Origin of the sequence: Winogradskyella vidalii (assembly GCF_013403955.1) — a bacterium.
Taxonomy (GTDB): Bacteria; Bacteroidota; Bacteroidia; order Flavobacteriales; family Flavobacteriaceae; genus Winogradskyella; species Winogradskyella vidalii.
In genome coordinates this window covers 136,728-156,582 of record NZ_JABFDG010000003.1, presented here as the reverse complement: position 1 = coordinate 156,582, position 19,855 = coordinate 136,728, and the positions used below count along the sequence as shown (strand labels likewise).

The following is a 19,855-nucleotide window of genomic DNA, read 5'->3' as shown; positions in this document are numbered from 1 at the left end:
TCCTTATATTTATGTTAAACAAATTTTGAATAAAATAACAAATGAAAACAACACATCTATTACTTCTTTTGAGCACTTTTTTTTTAATAAATACATTAAATGCACAAGATATTACAGTTTCAAATCTTGCTGAATATAATGCTGCAATTTCTAAAGTTAGCGATGGCGGAACAATTATTCTTAAAAATGGTGAATGGAAAGATGCAAAACTTTTAGCCCACGGAAATGGCACCAAAGAAAACCCCATAATTATTAAAGCTGAAACACCAGGACAGGTGGTGCTTACCGGCGATTCTAATTTAAGTATCTATGGCAATTATGTTATTGTAAGTGGCCTTTGGTTTAAAGCAGGAAAATCTACAGAAAAATTTGTGGTACAGTTTAGAAAAAACTCCAAAGAATTTGCCAATAACTCTAGGTTTACCAATTCTACAATTTCCTATTTTGATGTCGCTGATGATAACATCAAAAATCACTGGGTAGATATTTGGGGTAAGAATAACCGTGTTGACCACAACAATTTTACAGGTAAAACGTCTGCAGGTACCACATTAGTGGTTTGGCTAAAAGGCGAAGAACACATTGAAAATAATCATCAAATTGACCATAACTATTTTGGTGCTAGACCTGATTTGGGTGAAAATGGAGGAGAAACTATTAGAATAGGAACAAGTGACAATTCTATGAAATCTTCTAAAACGATTGTTGAAAGTAACACCTTTAAAAATTGTGATGGTGAAATTGAAATCATTTCTAATAAATCTGGAGATAATATCTTTAGAAATAATCTTTTTATTGAAAGCAAAGGAACACTAACGTTAAGGCATGGTAACAATGCACTAGTAGAAAACAATGTGTTTTTTGGAAACAATGTATCGCGAACAGGAGGTATTAGAATTATCAACGAAGGACACATTGTAAGAAATAATTTATTAATAGGTTTAGCTGGTGATGATTTTAGAGGACCAATTGTCATTATGAATGGTGTGCCTAATTCCCCTTTAAATCGCTATAACCAAGTTAAAAATGTAGATATTCAGAACAACACAATTATCAACTGTGGTCCTATGACTTTTGGAGGAGGAAAAAATGAAGAATTAAGCCTTGCACCAATTAATACCGTTTTTGCAAACAATATTATTACCAATACCAATGCCGGAACTATATTAGAAACCGTAGATTCTGTGAATGGAATTACATTTTCTGGAAATATTGTAGATAGTGAAGCCATGGTAAATCCACAATATTTCACAAAAACCACTATAGATTGGGCCATGTTAAGATCATTACCGATGCCTACAGCTAATAATGAGGTATTAAAAAGTGTGACTAAAACAGTAAAAAGTCCAACAGAAGATATGGTTGGTTCTACAAGAGAAGAATATGTTGCAGGAGCATTTAATCTAAATAACACTCGTATGCCAAAAGCACTTCTAGCTAGAACAGGCCCAGGTTGGGAACCTAATATTGTAGCTCCTGTCACTAAAGCAGAAGATTTAATTGTTGAGCCAGGAGTTGGTACCTTAACTAAAATACTAAGAAGAGCTAAAGATGGTGATGTTGTAACTTTAAAAGAAGGCGTTTATGAATTTGATAAAGGCATTAAAATTAGTAGCAAAATTACAGTCGCTGGAGTAGAAGGCACAGTTTTTAAAGTCCATGATGGTATTGAAAAATCATTCAACTATTTCTTACGTATTGACCAAGGTGCTTCACTAACACTTAAAAATATTATTTTTGACGCCTCACATCGTTCGCCGGCAAAGTATGCTATAATTTCGCCAGATAAAATGGAATCTCAACTTTATGCTTTAATGGTAGAAGACTGTACTTTCAAAAATTTTACAATGGAAAATGGTGGCAGTATCTTTAAAGCTTACGAAGGAACCGTTGCGAGTAACATCACCTTTAAAAATACTCAATTTTTAGACAGTTATAGAGGTTTAAATCTTTCTTACGACAAAGATAATATCGGAAAAATCAATGCCGTAGAAATTGTTTTAGATAATTGTCTTTTCAACAATATTGAAGAGTTTGCTGTAAACTATGTTCGAAATATTCCAAATGTCAATGTTGAAGGCGGAATTCTAAAAGTTACCAATTGTGTGTTTGATGATATTGCCAATGAAGAGAAAGGAAAAATCCTTATTACCAATGGTATTCACGAAGTAACAATTAAAAATTCAGCCTTTGTAAATAGTTTCAAAGTAAAAACCCCCGTTAGTCTACAAGGTTTAAATAATAGTATATCCAATTGCTTATTTGATGATAGTGGATTTCCAAAAATAACTAAGGGCGCTAAAGAAGCACATATGATTTTTAAAAATCCGCGATGGGAAGATAGCGAAAACTATATTCCTAGTAAAAGATCTCCTTTGTTGAAAGAAAATAATGATCAAGCAACAATAGGGCTTATTAAAAAATAATTTAACAATAATTAAAAACTTAAAAATGGCTATCTATAAAGTTGAAAATACTTTATAGATAGCCACTATTTTTTTAAAGAAACGCTTAAATATATTCTTGCTAGACTAGAATTAACAATAAATAAATACACTAGTTTAATAACCTAGACTACTAAAGATTAGACATTATTTTAGATGTATATTTCAATATAACCTGAAGCATAATAGAACTAGGGAAACAAATTTATTTTAATGCATAAAATCAAAACCACTAAATCGTTTAACCTAATACAAAAGCAGGAAGTATCAATTTAAAAAAAAAATCAAACCTAACCAATTGAATAAATAGAGCTATTAACACCACGCTAGCTTTCATCACGTTTTATTATTGACATTAAACTAAATGCTAGAGATTAAAACACGTAATAAAAAAGAAAGCGAATGCGTATAATATTGTTTCCAAAAAATTAAACATATAACTACACTGCAACAAAAAATACCTTGTAAAAAAGTGAGCTTATACTTTTGATATTAGTCTAATATAAATCAGATAACAACAGCATTACTCAATCTATTTTTTAGATATGTAACGATAGAATTCGCATAAAATATAGAACTGTCGTTGAGTAAAGTAGAAGAAAACAAAAAGGCAACTTAAATTTCTTAAGTTGCCTTTTCTTGCTATTAGTTTAGTAAGTATTACTCAATAACGATACGCTTAGTAACAGAGTTAATTCCTGAATTAATTTTAAGTAAGTATACACCTGAAGCCAATTCTGAAACATCAATAGTATCATTAGTTAAACTTGACGTTTTAAAAACACTAGTACCTAAAATACTAAATAATTCTACATTATCAATCTGAACATTATCCATAGATTTAATGTTTAAAATTGAATGTGTTGGATTAGGATATACCTTTAAGTTTGATGCAAAAACTTCTTGTGTAGATAATGCTGACTGATTAACTAATTCTACATAATCAAGTCTTGTTTCATCTTTACCAGCAGACCATTCAAAACATCTAGAACCTTCATCGTTTTCATCACAATTTTCATCCACAGGTCTTGTATCTGGTCGTCCAATACCTCTAGCGAATATCGCTATACTTGTTTCATCACCTGAATTAAAATTAAGTTCATAAAGACTAAAATCTTGGTTTCCTGGGTATGCTAATTCTATGCTTTCTATATTATTAGCTTCAAGCTCTACTTCTGCGATATCTGTATATCCAAAACCTGAACTTGGCTTTACAGTAGCATCATCATAATAAATAATTTCATAACCATCTTCGTAACCAGAACCTTTTAAAATTCTAATTTCTAAATTACTTGGTGGATTTACATCATCGCTATCATCATTAAGTCTTGCTGAAAACGTTAATTTATAATCTGTATTTGCTAAAACTTCAACCTCCTGATATACGACATCAGATTCTAAGTTATCAAATTTAACGGCAAAGTTACCATCTTCTAAACCTGTATTAGAGGTTTCAGCCTGGTCTCCTAAATCTTTATTCATCCAATGTGCGCAGGCGCAATCACTTCCAGAGTTTTTTGGAATTTCATCAAAAATAGCATTCTCTACTACGGGATCTTGTGCATAAATCGAAATTGATGCTAATAAGCATAACGAAAGTAATGTTTGTTTCATAATTGTTGTTTTTAAGTGTTTGTATTTAGTTTAAATTGAGTACAATATGGAAAAATAACCTTGTTTTAATTGGTTAACCAAACTGGTTTACCAAATATAAATAAAATATAGATAAGAATCACTATTATCCTTAAAAATTGCAAAAAAAAAGACCTTATTAGATAATTTTAACCCCACATTAAGCAAATACTCATAATTTATACCCTTGTTTTTTATTAATTACATAATTCTGCATTAGGAATTAACACTTTAAAGAACGGTTGTATTATAATAAGTAAATAGCGGGTTAGCCTACAGTATTAAATACCGCTGTTTATAGAAAAATAACCGCATATACGATGTGTTCACATAATTAAATATTATATTCGACTAATTTGAATTGGTTAACCAATTATTTAATCATAACATTATGAAAACTACATTTTTAAATATCACTTTTACTTTTTTTAGCTTCTCCTTATTATTTTCACAAACAATTTTAAGCGCTGATGGACCAGGTAATACCTATGAGGACATTACTTCAGTTTTAGCTCCAGGTTATAATGCCGTAGAAGTACCCGACTGTTCTCATACTGATTTTGGACGCCATATCGATGAAGTCTTTGACACTGAGTTAGACACTAATGTATTTCGGTTTATAGCACACCAAACACCCGATAATGATCGTTGTCAAAATTTTGATAGACAACGTGTAGAAATTAAAACTTACGCGTCTTCTCCAGACCATTTAAAAGCAACTGAGGGCGAAACTGTAGCGTATACTTGGAAATTTAAGTTACCTAATGACTTCCAAGTATCTTCTAGCTTTACTCATATACATCAAATAAAAGCAGTAGGTGGTCCTTATGAGTCCATTCCTATGATTACATTAACGCTTCGTAAAAGTTCGCCAGACCGTATAGAATTGAGGTATACGGCTACAAACAATCAAAACACGATAGAAACAGCTAATCTAGATTTACTAAGAGGCCATTGGGTACAAGTAACCGAAACTATTACTTTTGGCAATGAAGGCAGTTACAGTATTGATATTAACCAGGTTTCTAACGGAGCGTCTATATTAAGCTATAGTAATGATACTATGGACACATGGCAAGATGGGGCTAATTTTGCACGACCTAAATGGGGCATTTATAGAAGTTTAAATCAGATTAACGATTTACAAGATGAAATTGTTCGTTTTGCAGATTTTAGTATTGAAGAATTTGGTCCGTTAACGGTTGAAGATCTGGAAACAAAAGCTGAAGCGATAACTCTAGTCCCTAACCCGGCAAAACATACTGTGACCTTTAAAAATGCAAAGGCAGATGATTATGATGCTATCATATTGTATAATTCTAGCGGTGAAACTATCCCTACAGATAACCAACTTAAACGCTATCGATTAGATGTTTCAGACTTAAGTACAGGTCTGTATTATATTGCTTTTATAAAATCTAAGCGCACAGTAAAAGTTTTAAAATGTTTGGTAAAATAAACATCGTTAAACTTATCATTTATCTTTAAGTCTGTCTTATAGCTTGTGTAGAAATTTTAATAATTTATCACTATCAAAATAACAACATACAACTTTCCGTTTTTACAACTAGAAGTAATATGACTATAAAAAAACTGTCCTCGTATTTATAATAAAATACAAGGACAGCAACTTAACTTAACATATTAATCATTATAACGATCACCCACCAAGATTAGGGTTTCTATCGATTTCTTGTTGTGGTATTGGTGTGTCGTAATCAACACCAGAATTCCAACCTGGTTTAGAACCTTCTAAGCCTGAAGGTCCAAATGCTTGGTCACCTAATTGTCTTCTTTTTATATCGTACCATCTTTTACACTCAAACGCCAATTCAATTCTACGCTCTTCTAATACATCTTCGACAGTAATGGAGCTAAGATCAGCAGGAACAGAACTTGGAGGAATGGTAACATCAGTATAACCACCAGAAGTTGATTCTCCGCCGTTTCTTGCTCTAGCTCTAACTTCATTAAGATAATCAAGTGCTAAAGGACTTCCTATTTCAACACCTGCTTCTGCTGCAATTAATAGCACCTCTGCATAACGTATCATAGAATAGTTATGACTTGTTGCTCTTTTATCACCACGTGCAAACTCTCCTGGGTAACGTGAGTACTTAGCTATATACGGACGGTTTGCTGCATGTTCATGCGCACTGTAATCAAAATTTTCATAAGTAACTAGACTATCATTAATTACAGCTTCTGTTTGAAAACTTACATTTTTTCTATAATCTCCATCCTCAAAAGAATCGTATACAGCCATACTAGGCACAATAACTGACCAGCCAAAATCACCCCTAACACCTGTCATAGGTGATGTTTGATCATAAGCATTATCATCAGCTTCAACACTGTTATAATCTAGTGCGAAAATTGGTTCTATTGAAGCATCAATCTTATTCGCATTGAATAAAGTTTGAAAATCTGGGTCTAAGCCTACGTTATAAGCACCTCTATTGTCAATTACTTCTTTAGCTTCATCAAATGCTAATTGAAAATAAGTCATGTCACTTGTACCAGCTCTTGTTAAATAAACCAAAGCTAAGTATGAACTTGCAGCTGCTTTAGACGGAATAGCTCTTGAAGCTACAGTTTCTGGTAACCAAGTTTTAGCAAATTCTAAATCTGCAATGATATTATCATACACTTCCTCTTCTGATGTTAAACCAACCGTAAAATCTTGCTCATCACCTGCTGGTCTATCAAAATAAGGAATATCACCAAATAATCTTACCAAGTGAAAATAGTAGAATGCTCTAGCAAAATATGCTTGAGCTACAACAGGGTTTTTAGTTTCCTCATCTACTGCCACATCTTCTGCTCCGGCAATAGCATTATTAGCAGCACTAATTCCTAACCAAATTCTTCTCCAAGGATCATAAGTCATTTCATTAATACCTGAAATATTATGCATGTCTAACTCTGCTCTATAGGCTTGTCCTGATTGGAGCACTGCCATATCTGAACGTAACAATAGTGACATCGACAATTTTCTCCCCCAAATCTCTTCGTTGATAGCATGAGTTAATGAGCCATCTACTGCAGTTTGGATATCTTGAGTCGTTTGAAAGAATCCGTCTGGAGATAATAAACCGACTGGTTCTTCCTCTAAATCTGAGCATCCCATTATTGAGAATCCCATCAATAACAATAAAATTTTATATGTATTCATAATTTTTTCTTTTTAATTTATAATGTTCTTTTTCAACATTCGATTAAAACTTAGCACTCAGGCTAAAACTAACCGATCTTACTGTTGGATAATTTCCAAAATCAAAACCTCTAACTGTATTGCTCGATGTGTTATTATCTCCAGAAGCTCCAAAATAATTAACCTCAGGATCTAAACCAGAGTAACTAGTAAAGGTTAATAAATTTTGAGCACTTACAGAAAGTCTTAAACTAGTAATACCATAATTACTAATTAGGTCTTCAGGAAAGGTGTAACCTACTGCTATGTTTTTTAATCTCACATAGCTACCATCTTCAACAAAACGAGAAGAGATTTCTCTAAAACTATTATTACCTACACGTGGCTGATCTGTATTTGTGTTATTTGGCGTCCATGCATTATTAAAGTAATCATAAGTTGTATTAGCATCACCATTATTTAACTGCACATTAGTCATGTTAAAAATTTCGCCACCTTGAGACCCTTGAAAGAAGATATTTAAATCAAAGTTTTTGTACGTGAAGTTATTTGTAATACCCCAAGTAAAATCTGGGTTTGGATTACCAATAATTTTTCTATCATCATTTGTAATATCTCCATCATCATCTAAATCTAAAAACAAAGGATCACCAGCAGCAGCATCTGGTAAAGTAGCTGTTCCTGCAGGTAAAGCTCCGCCTTGGTAAACACCTGCGTAGTCTAACCCATAAAAGAGACCTACTTCTTCACCTTCTCTTAGTAAATAGTTATCATTAAGACTAAAATAAGATGGCGCACCACTACCAAAATAATCAGCCCCATTTATTAAAGTTTCTACTGTGTTTTTGTTTTTAGAAAACACTAAATCTGTCGTCCATCTGAAATCGTCTTTAACAATGTTTCTAGAGTTAATTGAGAATTCAAACCCTCTGTTGTTAACCTCACCTACATTTGTAATAATTTCATCATTAAGATAACCAAAATACCAAGGAATACTGTTATCAAACATCAATACATCTTTTGTATCAATATTATAATAATCAAATGAAAGCGATATTCTGTTGCTTAACAAGCCAAAATCTACACCAATGTTAGATTGGTAAGACGACTCCCATTTTAAGTCTGGGTTAGCAGTTTGATACGGCGTTATAGCAGGCACTGTAATACCATTACTAGACGCGTATAAACTTGCTAAACTTGCTAAAGATTCATAAGCACCAATTGAAGGGTTACCTGTAACACCATAACTCAATCTTAATTTTAAGTCTGAAATTAAATCGCTATCTTTTAAGAAATCTTCGTTTGAAATTTTCCAACCAAAGGCACCAGAAGGGAAAATAGCATATTTTTCATTTTCTGAGAAATTAGAAGCACCATCTCGTCTAACTGTAGCTGTAAATAAATACTTGTCATTGTAATCGTAATTTACTCTACCAAATTGTGATTGAATTTCAGTTTTAGTTTCATAAATATTTCCACTAGAACCATTTATTAAATTAGTAGCTGTGTATAATCCGTAGTATGAAAATGAATCTGAAAGTGTTCCTGTACCTTCACTATAGAACCCTTTGTTAATTGTGTTTTGGTAAGAATACCCTGCTAATAATGTTAAAGTCCCTTTTCCTACTTCTTTGGTATAGGTTAAGTAATTTTCACTTAAAATATCTTTACTTTTTTGCTCTCTCATTATTGCTCTACCATTAAGACCTCTACCCGCTGTAACGGCTAATGTTCTTGGCATATAAATACCTCTAAACGTGTTTTCAGTACTGAGACCAAAAGTTGTTTTAAAGGTTAGCCCTTCTATGATATCATAATTCGCATAAAAATTGGCTCTGAAATTTTCTATTTCAGTATCATCATCTCTTTGAGTCGCTACGGCGTAAGGGTTATCTACTTCATCACCTATTCTGTCGTTAGTTGAAAACGATCCATCATCATTATAAATACCTTTATCTGGAGCAAAACGCATCGCTAAAGACACCACATCATCACCACCTACAGTAACAGAACCATCAGATTGTGTTGGTACACCAGTCTTTTTACTTAATCCACCTGTTAAATTCAATCCAACTTTAAGTTTATCAGTAACATCTGCATCTATATTAGACAAGAATGAGACTCTTTCATAACCAGAATTTATCAATATACCATCTTGTTGAAAATACGTACCAGAAGCATAATAATTTACTTTATCTGTACCTCCTGAAAATGATAATTGATTATTTGAAGTATTACCTGATCGGTAAATTAAATCTTGCCAATCGGTATCATAACTCCCCTGTTCGTAAGGTGCTGTATTACCTTGGTTAATTCTAATTTGGTTTTGGTAATCTGCAAAATCATCCGCATTTAATAAATCTAAACTATTAGCCGTATTTTGAACAGCATACGTTGTATTAAATTCTACAACCAGTTTACCACTTCTACCTTTTTTAGTGGTTACTAAAACAACACCATTAGATCCACGAGATCCATAAATAGCTGTTGCAGAAGCATCTTTTAATACTTGTAGAGATTCAATATCACCTGCCTGAGGCATATTTGCACCTACAAATCCATCTACCACTATAAGAGGATCACTACTGGCATTAATAGATGTGTTACCTCTAATGTTTATCTTAATTGGAGCTCCTGGCTCACCACCATTATTAGATTGAACTACTACACCAGCTGCACGTCCTTGAAGTGCTTGCTCTGCATCTAATACTGGAAAAGCCGTTAATTCATCTGCTTTTACAGAAGAAACAGAACCAGTGACATCACTTTTTCTTCGGGCACCGTAACCAACAACGACGATTTCACTAAGTAGACTAGCGTCTTCTACTAGGGTTACATCTATTACGGATTGGTTTCCTACAGTCACTTCTTGAGACACAAATCCCAGGTAACTAAATACCAAAACCGCACTATTATCTTGTACTTGAATACTGTAAACACCATCCATATCGGTAGTAGCTCCAGTAGTTGTTCCTTTAACTAAAATATTGGCTCCAGGTAAAGGGAGTCCATCAGGTTGACTAACAACAGTACCTGTCACTGTTTGCTGAGCATTTAATGCTAAGCCAGATAAAATAAACACCAAAATTGGCACCCATTTTATATTAAAAAATTTGAGTTGTTTGTGCATAAAAATTGTTTTTAGTTGTTGTTTAAAATTAGTCTTACAATTGCTTATTAGAACTATTAAAAAAGTTTAATAATATCTAATTAGTTACAGCAATAATTTGGTTAACCAATCTGGTTAACCAAATATAGTTAATATTACGTTAACTATAACGTTTTCGTGCTTATTATTGAATTTATTTTCAAAAAAAAGCAAGAACGAAAAAAAAAAGAAAAACAGAAACACAACTACCTGTAAACATGCATTTTACATATAAAAACAATTAACAAAGCAATTAAAAAAAAGGTGAAATAAGACTGTTTTTAGGCTAGATTTAGACACTTTTTAAAAATTTATTTTTGTGCAATTGCGAAATAAGCGCAAATTCCTTCTAAAATAATCAATTTACTAATTCGAAATCGCTTTTTTAATACTTTGGCAAAAAACAAGAATAAAACTTCATTTATCGTAATTTGAAGGTGAAATTAAGGAGGTTTTTTGGGGATTATATTTTGTCTTTTTTAAGGGCATTTTTATTGCTATTTCAACTTAAATATTGAAGGAGAAATCAACCAAAATTAACTTAATTTTTTAGGCAATTAATGACACTAATTTAAAAGCAAAAAAGTCTAAGTATAATGTTCAATTTTGAATTAATTTACCAATATTCTAATGCTTAATAAGAGGTCTTATGGAAGTGCTAGTTATTTAATTAAAAATTAAAGCAAACTAGAAAAAAAACAGAATTTGAGTGAATGAATATTAAAAATCTAAATATTGCCTTTGAAAATTTATGGCATAAAAAAAGCACTATTGTATTGCTACAATAGCGCTTAATCTATTATGAAAACTTGTAATGCTTAATTTTAGATACCTAAAGCTTGACCACCACCAATTTGGATAGTTTCAGCAGTAATAAAAGAAGCATCTTCACTAGCTAAGAAAGATACGACACCTGCCACATCTTCTGGCTGACCTAATCTTCCTAACATAATGTTATTTGCCCAAGACTTAAACACTTCTGGTTTAGTCGCTTTAATTTGTGCATGGAAAGGTGTATCAATAGTACCAGGTGATACTGCATTTGATCTAATTCCATATTCAGCTAAATCTTTAGCTAAAGCTCTAGTTATAGCGTGTACACCTGCTTTTGATGTTCCATAGATTCCAGCACCTGGTCCACCTGCAGTCCATCCTGCATTAGATGTATAGTTAATAATAGAAGGGTGCTCACCTTTTTTCAAGTAAGGTATTGCTGCTCTAGATGCAAAGAATACTGAATCAAGGTTAAGTGCCATTACTTTTCTGTAAAAATCAGTTGTCATTTCTTCGAACCTAGATCTTCCACCTAATCCACCAGCATTGTTTACTAGTACATCAATTCTACCGTATTTATCACCAATTTTAGTGATATTTTCAGTTACTTCTGCTTCGCTTGTTACATCAAAACCATAATATTCAGCAGTAATGTTTTCAGCTTCAAGCTCTTTAACACGTTCTGCTCCGGTTTCGTCTTCAATACCGTTTAATACAACAGTATATCCATCTTGTCCTAATCGTTTTGCTACTGCAAAACCTATTCCTCCTGTAGCTCCTGTAATAATTGCTACTTTTCCTTTGTTTTTGCTCATTTTTATTTAATTAATTATAATTTACTTTAAATACTCTTTTTTACTGGTTTAATTCTAGGAATTAAAACCCATACACTTGCCAGTGTTAATATTGCTAATACGGCACCGATTATAAATGCTGGTGAATAGTTACCACCACTTGTTAACCAAGGCACTAAATAAGTAAGACCTGCAGCAGTTAATTTAGCAGCCATACCTGAGAATCCAGATAATGTTCCTACTGTTTTACCACTAAACAAATCACTAGGTAATGTTTGCACATTTCCGATGGTTGTTTGAAAACCAAATAAAATAACAGCCATAATTAATACCGCTGATGTTGGTCCTCCTGGATTTGACATCGCCAATAATGCTGGTAGCATAATTAAACAACCAATAGTAATTATGGTTTTACGTGTTTTGTTAACATCCCAACCTGCTTTTAATCTATTTTGTGCAAATAAACCACCAAACCAAGCGCCAAACATAGCACCTACATAAGGAACCCAACCATAAAGTCCGATAGAAACAACATCCATTCCATACACTTCATTTAAATAAATTGGTATCCAGAATACAAATAGCCACCAAATTGGATCAATTGCTGCCGATGATAAAATGACACCCCAACTTTGTTTATGACCCAATAATTCTTTAGTATTAGGATTGTATTCTTGATCTGGCTCTCCATCACCATCAAAATCTTCATTTCTTTGACCTGTAAGAATATATTCACGTTCCTCTTCTGTAATCCAAGGGTGCTTACTAGGTTCAGACTTTACTAAAATCCACCATGGCACTAACCATAATAAACCGGCCAAACCAATGATTATAAAAATAGCTTTCCAATCAAAATATATGGTTAGAGTAGCAATTAACGGAATAGAGATAATACCTCCAATTGCGGCTCCTGAATTAAAAATTCCTTGTGCTAGAGCACGTTCTTTTGTAGGAAACCATTCGGCATTTCCTTTAGTTGCACCAGGCCAGTTTCCTGCCTCAGCTATACCCAATATGGAACGAAAGATACCAAAACTTAAGACTCCTTGTGCGAAGGCATGTAACGCTGTAGCTACAGACCATACACCAATAGATAACACAAATCCCATTCTTGTACCAACCCAATCGAAAATTTTTCCAAAAATAGCTTGACCAAAAGCATATGAGAATACAAAAACTATTGAAATAAGTGCGTAAATCCCTTTTGTCTCATCAGGTGTATGTCCTGGGTAAAGATCCTCTGCAATTTGAGGCCATAATACACTTAACGATTGTCTGTCGATGTAATTAATAATAGTTGCTAAAGCTATTAAGCCGACGACCCACCAACGTAAGCCTTTAATTTTCTTGTTTTTAAGCATAATTTATTTAAATTAAATATTATAACAATATTGATACAACTCACTAAAGTGATCTTTCATTTTTTGTTTTGCCAATTGTGGATTTTGTTGCTCTATAGCTTTATATATAGCCTCATGCTCATCTATACCGCGTAGCGCTAAACCTTTATCACAAACATGATACTTATCAAAATTTGTAATAATTTCGGGAGTTATCATTAACATAAATGTGTTAATGGTAGCATTTCTACTTGCTTTGGCGATAGCAAGATGAAATAGAAGATCTTCTTGAACTGCATTTTCACCATTGGTGACTTTTTTTGCATAAGCCATTAAGGTCGATTTCAAATTATTCAAATCTTCTTTTGTACGTCGCATTGAAGCTAGTCGTACTGTTTTTAGCTCCAAAAGAATTCTTGTTTCTACTAAACCTTTAAAATCTTGCTCTTCTAGTCGTAAAATATCTTCAATCATTCCGTTCATGGCTATCACACCAATATTAGCAACAAAAGTTCCACTTTGTGGTCTTGATATTAATAAACCATAGAGTTCTAATCTCTGAATTGCATCTCTTATTACGCCTCGCGATACGTTGAACTTATCGGATAACATTCGTTCGGATGGTAATTTATCTCCAGGTTCAAGGTTTTTCATCGTGATTAATTCTCCTATTTTGGAGATAACCTCATCTTGAACTTTTAAATTATCCGATTTAGCTGGTGTATCTAACTTCATATAAAAATGTGTATAATAGTATCAATTTTTCGTCCAAAAATAAGGCAGTTATTTTTATTTCTATATTTTCAACTTAAATCTTTGTAATAAGAAATAATATCCATCAAATTAATCTAAAGCAGTAATTTCAAAAGAATCGATATAGGCTTCATCTAATTCATTAAAAAAGTATATCGCTAAAGATGTATTTCCACCAGAATTAAATAATAATGAGCCTGTAAGCAGCGCGCCATCTCCCGCTATAGATTCAGTGTAAGTTACTATCTCAACTGTATTGTCTTCAAATTCTTCAATTGAATCCATTGGCCGTACCATAGCAACATAAAGTTTACCATCATCTCCTACTTGGTCTCTGAAAGCGTATTTAAAATTTAAAAGGTAATTTTTATTCGGTGTAAACTCACCTATTACTTGGTAACCAGCACGATCGCCTGCAGTCGGTAATTTTGCGCCATAGGATCCTTCGTAATAACCATTTGATGATGTTATTTGAATGACACCACCAAAATCGTTTCTCCATGGATCTCTACTATCAATCTCGGTAGGAATATCACCTGAATCACCATTATCAAAACCTGCTTCTAAAATTTCTGGTATTAATGTCGGAAGCACCTCAGGCTCCTCAACAACAACTTCTTCTGAATACGAACTTGAAACGCCTAAATTATCTGTTGCAGTTAGCGTTACAGTATAAGTACCTTCGTCTGGAAATGTATTTTCTCCATCAACATCAGTAGATGTATTACCATCACCATAATCCCATAAATATGATGTTGCACTAATTGACAGGTTCGAAAACGTATAGGTTAAATAATCACCTCCTACTGACGCTAAAAATTCAGCTGATGGTGGTGTTAAATCTTCTTGTGAATTAGCTTCTGGTAATTCAAACTCTAATGCTTCTATTGAAGGATCACAAGAAACTATAGTTACACACGCTACTAATAGCAAGGTTGCCATTAGTTTTTGTGAAACATAAATTCTTAATTTTCTAATATTTTTCATTTTTAAAATGTTTTAAATTAATAATTCCTAATAGCCAGGATTTTGATTCATAATACCTTTACTTAGATTCACTTCATTTTGTGGCATTGGTAATAATAAATCTGTAGATGTAAATCCAAATCCGTTTGCTTCTGCATATTCTGTAAGAATAGATTCTGCAACACCTAAACGAATTATATCAAATAATCTGTGGTTTTCAAAAGCTAATTCTACACGTCTTTCCATAACCAAATCATCTAAAGTAATCTCGGTAACAGGATCTGTTAAACCGGCTCTATTTCTAACCTCTTGAAAAGAAGCTAGTGCTGCAGCAGAACTTGTTTGATTTCCTCCTGCCATTATGGCTTCTACATGTAATAATAATATATCTGCATAACGCAACACAATCCAATCATTACCTGCTAATTCTGGATTAGGGCTAGTTTCAAAAATATGTGGGTTAGATGTCCCGCCGTCGTCACCATCAGGGAAATATTTAGCACATTGGTATCTAATTGATGTTAAATGGTTAGGATCCTGTCTAAAAGAATTCTCAGCTCTAATTTCACCACCAAACTCATTCAAATCATTAACTAAGTCATATGTTGCGTAGTTTAAACCACTTGATCGCCCTACTGAATTCATAAATTGTGCTGAAAATTTTTGACTTTCATTAAGGCTTTCATAACCTATGGCATAGATAACTTCAGAATTTCCTTCTGTATAGAATACATCATAAAAATCTACCAAACTAAATTCACCACTATTAATTATATCTTCACATAATAACTGAGCTTGAAGATACTGAGGCTCATCTATGGTAAGGTAAGCCTTTGCTAACAAGCCTTGAGCTGCTGCTTTAGACGCTCTAGTCTTATAAGAATTATCTAATCCGGCAACAGCGGTTTCTAAATCGCTAATAATTAAATCATAAATAATATTTTTATCTACTCTAGTAAATTGAGTTGTGGTTTCTGATGGTAATAATACGTGATCTACTAAAGGAATATCACCAAACAGTCTCACTAAATTAAAATAAGCATAACCTCTAATAAATTTTGCTTCTGCTTCTAATGCTGAGGTATCTTCACTAACGTTTCCTAAGTTTTCTAAAACCACATTGGCTCTAAAAATAACACGATAAAAACTGGCGTAATAGTTGGCTACAAAACCATTGGTTGGGAGCACATCGAATGATTCAAATTGTCCCGCATCAGAGAAATCATCTGGATCAGCAATTTTAGTTGCCGTGTTTCCACTTCGCATTTCTGTAATGTAATATTCATATTGCACGCCATGATTAGCATCTTTATCATAAGAGCTAACCCCTTGCATAGCATCATAAGCACCTATTAATGCTGTTTCTAATTCTTCTATAGTTGTATAATACTCTTCAGTTCCTGTTGCAGAACTAGGTGATGGCTCTAGAAAATCGCTACACGATGTAACTAATATCCCTACTAAGAGAATCGTTATATATTTTTTAAATTTCATAATATGTGTATTAAGTAATTAAAATTTTTATTAAAAATCAACATCTACTCCAAAAGATATCGTTCTGTATATTGGTGATCCACCTCTTTGGTATCCGTATTGTGTTGGACTTGTTTTGTCTAACGCTTCGGGATTCCAACCGGTGTAATTATCAGCAGTTATATACATTAAGTTTTGACCTGATGCGTATAATCTTAATTTTGACACGCCTAAATGATCTAATAAATCTTCAGGAAAATTGTAACCAATATTTACGTTTCTTAAAGCGATATATGATGCATCTTGTATCACACTATTAGTAAAATATTTATCAACTAAAAAGTCTGTGTTATAGGTATCAGGTAAAGTTTCTGGGTTTAAAGATCTGTTGTTATTGTGACTAAATAAATAGTGGTCACCAATATTACGAACTTCAGCACCATGAGAACCTTGGAACATAAATGAGAAATCAAAATCTCCGATATTAAAATCGTTAGTAAAACTCCAAATTAATTCTGGGTATGGGTTACCTAAGATGGTTTTATCTTCAGCATCTAAAACACCATCTCCATTTAAATCTTTAACCTTTACTAGACCAAATTCTGCACCAACGTGTCTGTAAGGTCTGTCTCTATATTCAACAGGCACTTCTGATTCTACAACATAACCATAGAAAGAAGAAATAGGTTGCCCTTCTTGGTTAATCCATTCTGCTGGTCTTGATGGATCAATACTTGTAATTTGCCCATCTGAATCTGCAAAATCAACTAAAGTATTCTCGTTTGTTGTAGCTATAACAGTAGATTGCCAAGAGAAGTTTCTTTTATTAATATTTCTTGTTCTTATTTCAAATTCAAAACCTTCGTTTTTAACCTCACCTAAATTAACAAGTGCGGTATCAAAACCTGTAGTAACAGACACTGGGTTGTTTAATAATAGTTGGTCACTTGTTCTTTGGTACCAATCTACAGACCCCGTAATTTTATTATTTAAGAATCCAAAATCTATACCTGGATTAATTTCAATTAATCGCTCCCATTTTAATTCTGAATTTGCAATATTTAAAGGTGAATTACCTGTTGTGATACTACCGTCTACGATGTAAGGTGTTAAATTTATTAAAGATAAGTATGGGTAATAATCAATTAAAACATCATCTGAACTTAATGTTGAAGTACTACCTTGAGCATCAGGATTTACACTACCTGTATTTAAACGGTCATTACCAGTAACACCGTAACTCGCTCTTAATTTAAGTGAAGAAATCACTCGACTATCTTTTAAGAAGTTTTCTTTAGCAAGGTTCCATCCCCCTGAAGCTGCTAAGAAAGTACCATATTTATAATCGGCACCAAATACAGAACTACCATCACGACGTAAACTAAAAGATAATAAATACTTATCATCGAAAGCATAATTTAATCTTGATACAAATGAAATACCTCGTTTCTGCCATTCGTATGCAAATGTTTCATCGCCAACAATTGTTGTTGCTCCTGAGATTTGTTGCACATTATCATTTTCATAACCGATACCTTTAATGGTTGAGAAAAAATAATCTCTAGTTTCAATTGAATTACCTACTGTAACACCAAACTCATGCTTTCCAAAACTTTTATCGTAATTTAAGAAATTATCGAAAATGTAGTATTGTTCTTTTTGATTGGTTTCAATCATATAAGCATTAGTAGAAATTTTACGCGCTTTAGTACCAAGATAATCTGTTCTTTTGGTGTCTTGCATAGATCCAGATAGCGTACTTGTAAAGTTTAAGCCACTTGCTATTTTATATTTAGCGTTTACACTACCAAATAACTTGAATTTTTTATCCATTCTGTTACGCTCCGTAGCTCTACCATAAGGGTTTTGGTTAGTACTGTTACCAACATTATAAAGCTCTTCATCAAATACGCCATCACCATTAAAATCGAATATGGTAAAATGATCTTGTCTTGCATAATCACCTACTTGGAGTCCAAAACTAGGATCTGTCATTTGCAAGGTGGTTTCATCGTGGTATATTGGTAACCATGGCTGATGTCTTGCTACGTTATGAACAGATTCTGCAAATCGATCTCTTACAGTATAAGAAGGACTAAGGTTAAACGACATAGAAAAGCGATCATTCACCTTGTTACTTACTTTTATTCTTGCACCATATTTGGTGAAATTATCACCTAACAATACGCCTTCATCATCAGAATAATTTAAACTAGCGTTGTATTTTGTGCTTTTATTTCCACCACTAAATGAAAGTGAATGACTTGTAATCGTTCCCCCATCAAAAAACACATCTTGCCAAGCACGGTCAGTACCTGTTTGTAATTGTGCTTGTGTAAAAATAGAAAGCTCTCCATTTTCTTCCATCTGCATATTGGCCCAATCTTGTGTTGTAAATCCGTAAGCATCACTTTTTCTAGCTTCTTTAAAACCCGTATAAGTGCTATAACTAATTCTAGTTTCTCCCTCAATACCAGATTTCATGGTAATCATAATAATACCATTTGAACCTTTTGACCCGTAAATTGCTGCCGAAGCGGCATCTTTAAGGATTTCAAAAGACTCAACATCATTCATATTTAAAGATCCTAAAAAGTCTGAATCAACAATAACACCATCTACAACAATTAAAGGCGTAGAATCACCTGCCATTGAACCTACACCACGAATTGTAATTGTTGGTGCAGCACCTGCTTCTCCATCTGTTGATTGTATATTTACACCAGAGACTTGCCCTACTAAAGCATCATCTACCCTAGAAGCAGCAATTTGACCTAAATCGTCATTTACGACCTTTGAAATAGAACCTGTTGTATGACTTTTCTTTTGCGTACCATAACCTATAACTACAATTTCATCTAGTATACTAGCATCTTCTGCTAATTCTACGTTAATGGTAGTTTCATCACCAACGGTGATGTTTTGTGTTGCAAAACCAAGATAGGAATATTGAATAACATCCCCTTTTTTAGCTTGAATTTGGTAATTTCCATCAAAATCTGTAGTTGTTCCCTTAGTAGTATTTACAATTATAATATTTACACCAGGAACCGGCATACCATCAGTTGTAGAAACCACTTGACCTTTAATGTTCATCGCTTCTTGTGCACTTAACGAAAAGCACATTAAAACAAAAACAATTAAGGTTGATCTAATTTTTAATTTCATAATGAGATAGTTAGTTGTTGTTAAAAAGTTAGTTTGTTCTGCAACTTTAGTTACCTTAACCTCAGCTGCCCAAATTTGTTGATTGATAAAATTGTTGTTTTCTATTTTAAATTAGGTTGAAAAATTGGTTAACCAGATTGGTTAACCAAATATATGTATAATTTTGCTAACTACAATGATTTCGTAAAACATTCTGTGTTAAAATCTAA

11 protein-coding genes are annotated in these 19,855 nt (G+C 33.0%); 2 read left to right on the top strand and 9 right to left on the bottom strand.

Translation table 11 applies throughout. The annotated features are described in order from the left end of the window. Positions 1–41 precede the first annotated feature (41 nt). Positions 42–2,426, top strand: coding sequence for a polysaccharide lyase 6 family protein (locus tag HM982_RS09560; protein ID WP_179352937.1), 2,385 nt, complete (start codon positions 42–44; stop codon positions 2,424–2,426). A gap of 678 nt (positions 2,427–3,104) precedes the next feature. On the opposite strand, the gene HM982_RS09555 is transcribed toward HM982_RS09560, so the two are convergent. After that, on the bottom strand, positions 3,105–4,058 hold the full coding sequence (locus HM982_RS09555) for a T9SS type A sorting domain-containing protein (RefSeq protein ID WP_179352936.1): 954 nt from the start codon (positions 4,056–4,058) through the stop codon (positions 3,105–3,107). A 409-nt stretch (positions 4,059–4,467) separates the two neighbouring features. Here HM982_RS09555 and HM982_RS09550 point away from each other — a divergent pair, with 409 nt between their 5' ends. Beyond that, on the top strand, positions 4,468–5,535 hold the full coding sequence (locus tag HM982_RS09550) for a T9SS type A sorting domain-containing protein (protein ID WP_179352935.1): 1,068 nt from the start codon (positions 4,468–4,470) through the stop codon (positions 5,533–5,535). A 201-nt stretch (positions 5,536–5,736) separates the two neighbouring features. Here the strand turns inward: HM982_RS09550 and HM982_RS09545 are convergent, their stop codons facing one another. The 8 genes from HM982_RS09545 to HM982_RS09510 form a co-directional block, all read right to left on the bottom strand. Further along, entirely contained in the window at positions 5,737–7,251 is a 1,515-nt protein-coding gene (locus tag HM982_RS09545; RefSeq protein ID WP_179352934.1) for a RagB/SusD family nutrient uptake outer membrane protein, read from the bottom strand. Between the two features lie 43 nt (positions 7,252–7,294). Then, the gene (locus tag HM982_RS09540; protein WP_179352933.1) at positions 7,295–10,360 is read right to left on the bottom strand and encodes a SusC/RagA family TonB-linked outer membrane protein; all 3,066 of its coding nucleotides are present in this window, start codon (positions 10,358–10,360) and stop codon (positions 7,295–7,297) included. A gap of 842 nt (positions 10,361–11,202) precedes the next feature. Continuing rightward, positions 11,203–11,967, bottom strand: a complete 765-nt coding sequence (locus tag HM982_RS09535) for an SDR family NAD(P)-dependent oxidoreductase (protein ID WP_179352932.1) — start codon at positions 11,965–11,967, stop codon at positions 11,203–11,205. Between the two features lie 26 nt (positions 11,968–11,993). Beyond that, positions 11,994–13,307, bottom strand: a complete 1,314-nt coding sequence (locus HM982_RS09530; RefSeq protein ID WP_179352931.1) for an MFS transporter — start codon at positions 13,305–13,307, stop codon at positions 11,994–11,996. A gap of 12 nt (positions 13,308–13,319) precedes the next feature. Continuing rightward, on the bottom strand, positions 13,320–14,021 hold the full coding sequence (locus HM982_RS09525; protein ID WP_179352930.1) for a FadR/GntR family transcriptional regulator: 702 nt from the start codon (positions 14,019–14,021) through the stop codon (positions 13,320–13,322). 108 nt (positions 14,022–14,129) lie between these two features. Next, positions 14,130–15,026 carry a PKD domain-containing protein gene (locus HM982_RS09520; RefSeq protein WP_179352929.1) on the bottom strand — a complete coding sequence of 299 codons (897 nt, stop codon included), beginning with the start codon at positions 15,024–15,026 and terminating at the stop codon, positions 14,130–14,132. Positions 15,027–15,053: 27 nt separating this feature from the next. Continuing rightward, entirely contained in the window at positions 15,054–16,499 is a 1,446-nt protein-coding gene (locus HM982_RS09515) for a RagB/SusD family nutrient uptake outer membrane protein (RefSeq protein ID WP_179352928.1), read from the bottom strand. Between the two features lie 30 nt (positions 16,500–16,529). Further along, positions 16,530–19,646, bottom strand: a complete 3,117-nt coding sequence (locus tag HM982_RS09510; RefSeq protein WP_179352927.1) for a SusC/RagA family TonB-linked outer membrane protein — start codon at positions 19,644–19,646, stop codon at positions 16,530–16,532. Positions 19,647–19,855 lie beyond the last annotated feature (209 nt).

Coding starts and splice junctions, on each gene's coding strand:
- HM982_RS09560 (WP_179352937.1), top strand. CDS start 42: ATGAAAACAACACATCTATTACTTCTTTTGAGCACTTTTTTTTTAATA.
- HM982_RS09555 (WP_179352936.1), bottom strand. CDS start 4,058: ATGAAACAAACATTACTTTCGTTATGCTTATTAGCATCAATTTCGATT.
- HM982_RS09550 (WP_179352935.1), top strand. CDS start 4,468: ATGAAAACTACATTTTTAAATATCACTTTTACTTTTTTTAGCTTCTCC.
- HM982_RS09545 (WP_179352934.1), bottom strand. CDS start 7,251: ATGAATACATATAAAATTTTATTGTTATTGATGGGATTCTCAATAATG.
- HM982_RS09540 (WP_179352933.1), bottom strand. CDS start 10,360: ATGCACAAACAACTCAAATTTTTTAATATAAAATGGGTGCCAATTTTG.
- HM982_RS09535 (WP_179352932.1), bottom strand. CDS start 11,967: ATGAGCAAAAACAAAGGAAAAGTAGCAATTATTACAGGAGCTACAGGA.
- HM982_RS09530 (WP_179352931.1), bottom strand. CDS start 13,307: ATGCTTAAAAACAAGAAAATTAAAGGCTTACGTTGGTGGGTCGTCGGC.
- HM982_RS09525 (WP_179352930.1), bottom strand. CDS start 14,021: ATGAAGTTAGATACACCAGCTAAATCGGATAATTTAAAAGTTCAAGAT.
- HM982_RS09520 (WP_179352929.1), bottom strand. CDS start 15,026: ATGAAAAATATTAGAAAATTAAGAATTTATGTTTCACAAAAACTAATG.
- HM982_RS09515 (WP_179352928.1), bottom strand. CDS start 16,499: ATGAAATTTAAAAAATATATAACGATTCTCTTAGTAGGGATATTAGTT.
- HM982_RS09510 (WP_179352927.1), bottom strand. CDS start 19,646: ATGAAATTAAAAATTAGATCAACCTTAATTGTTTTTGTTTTAATGTGC.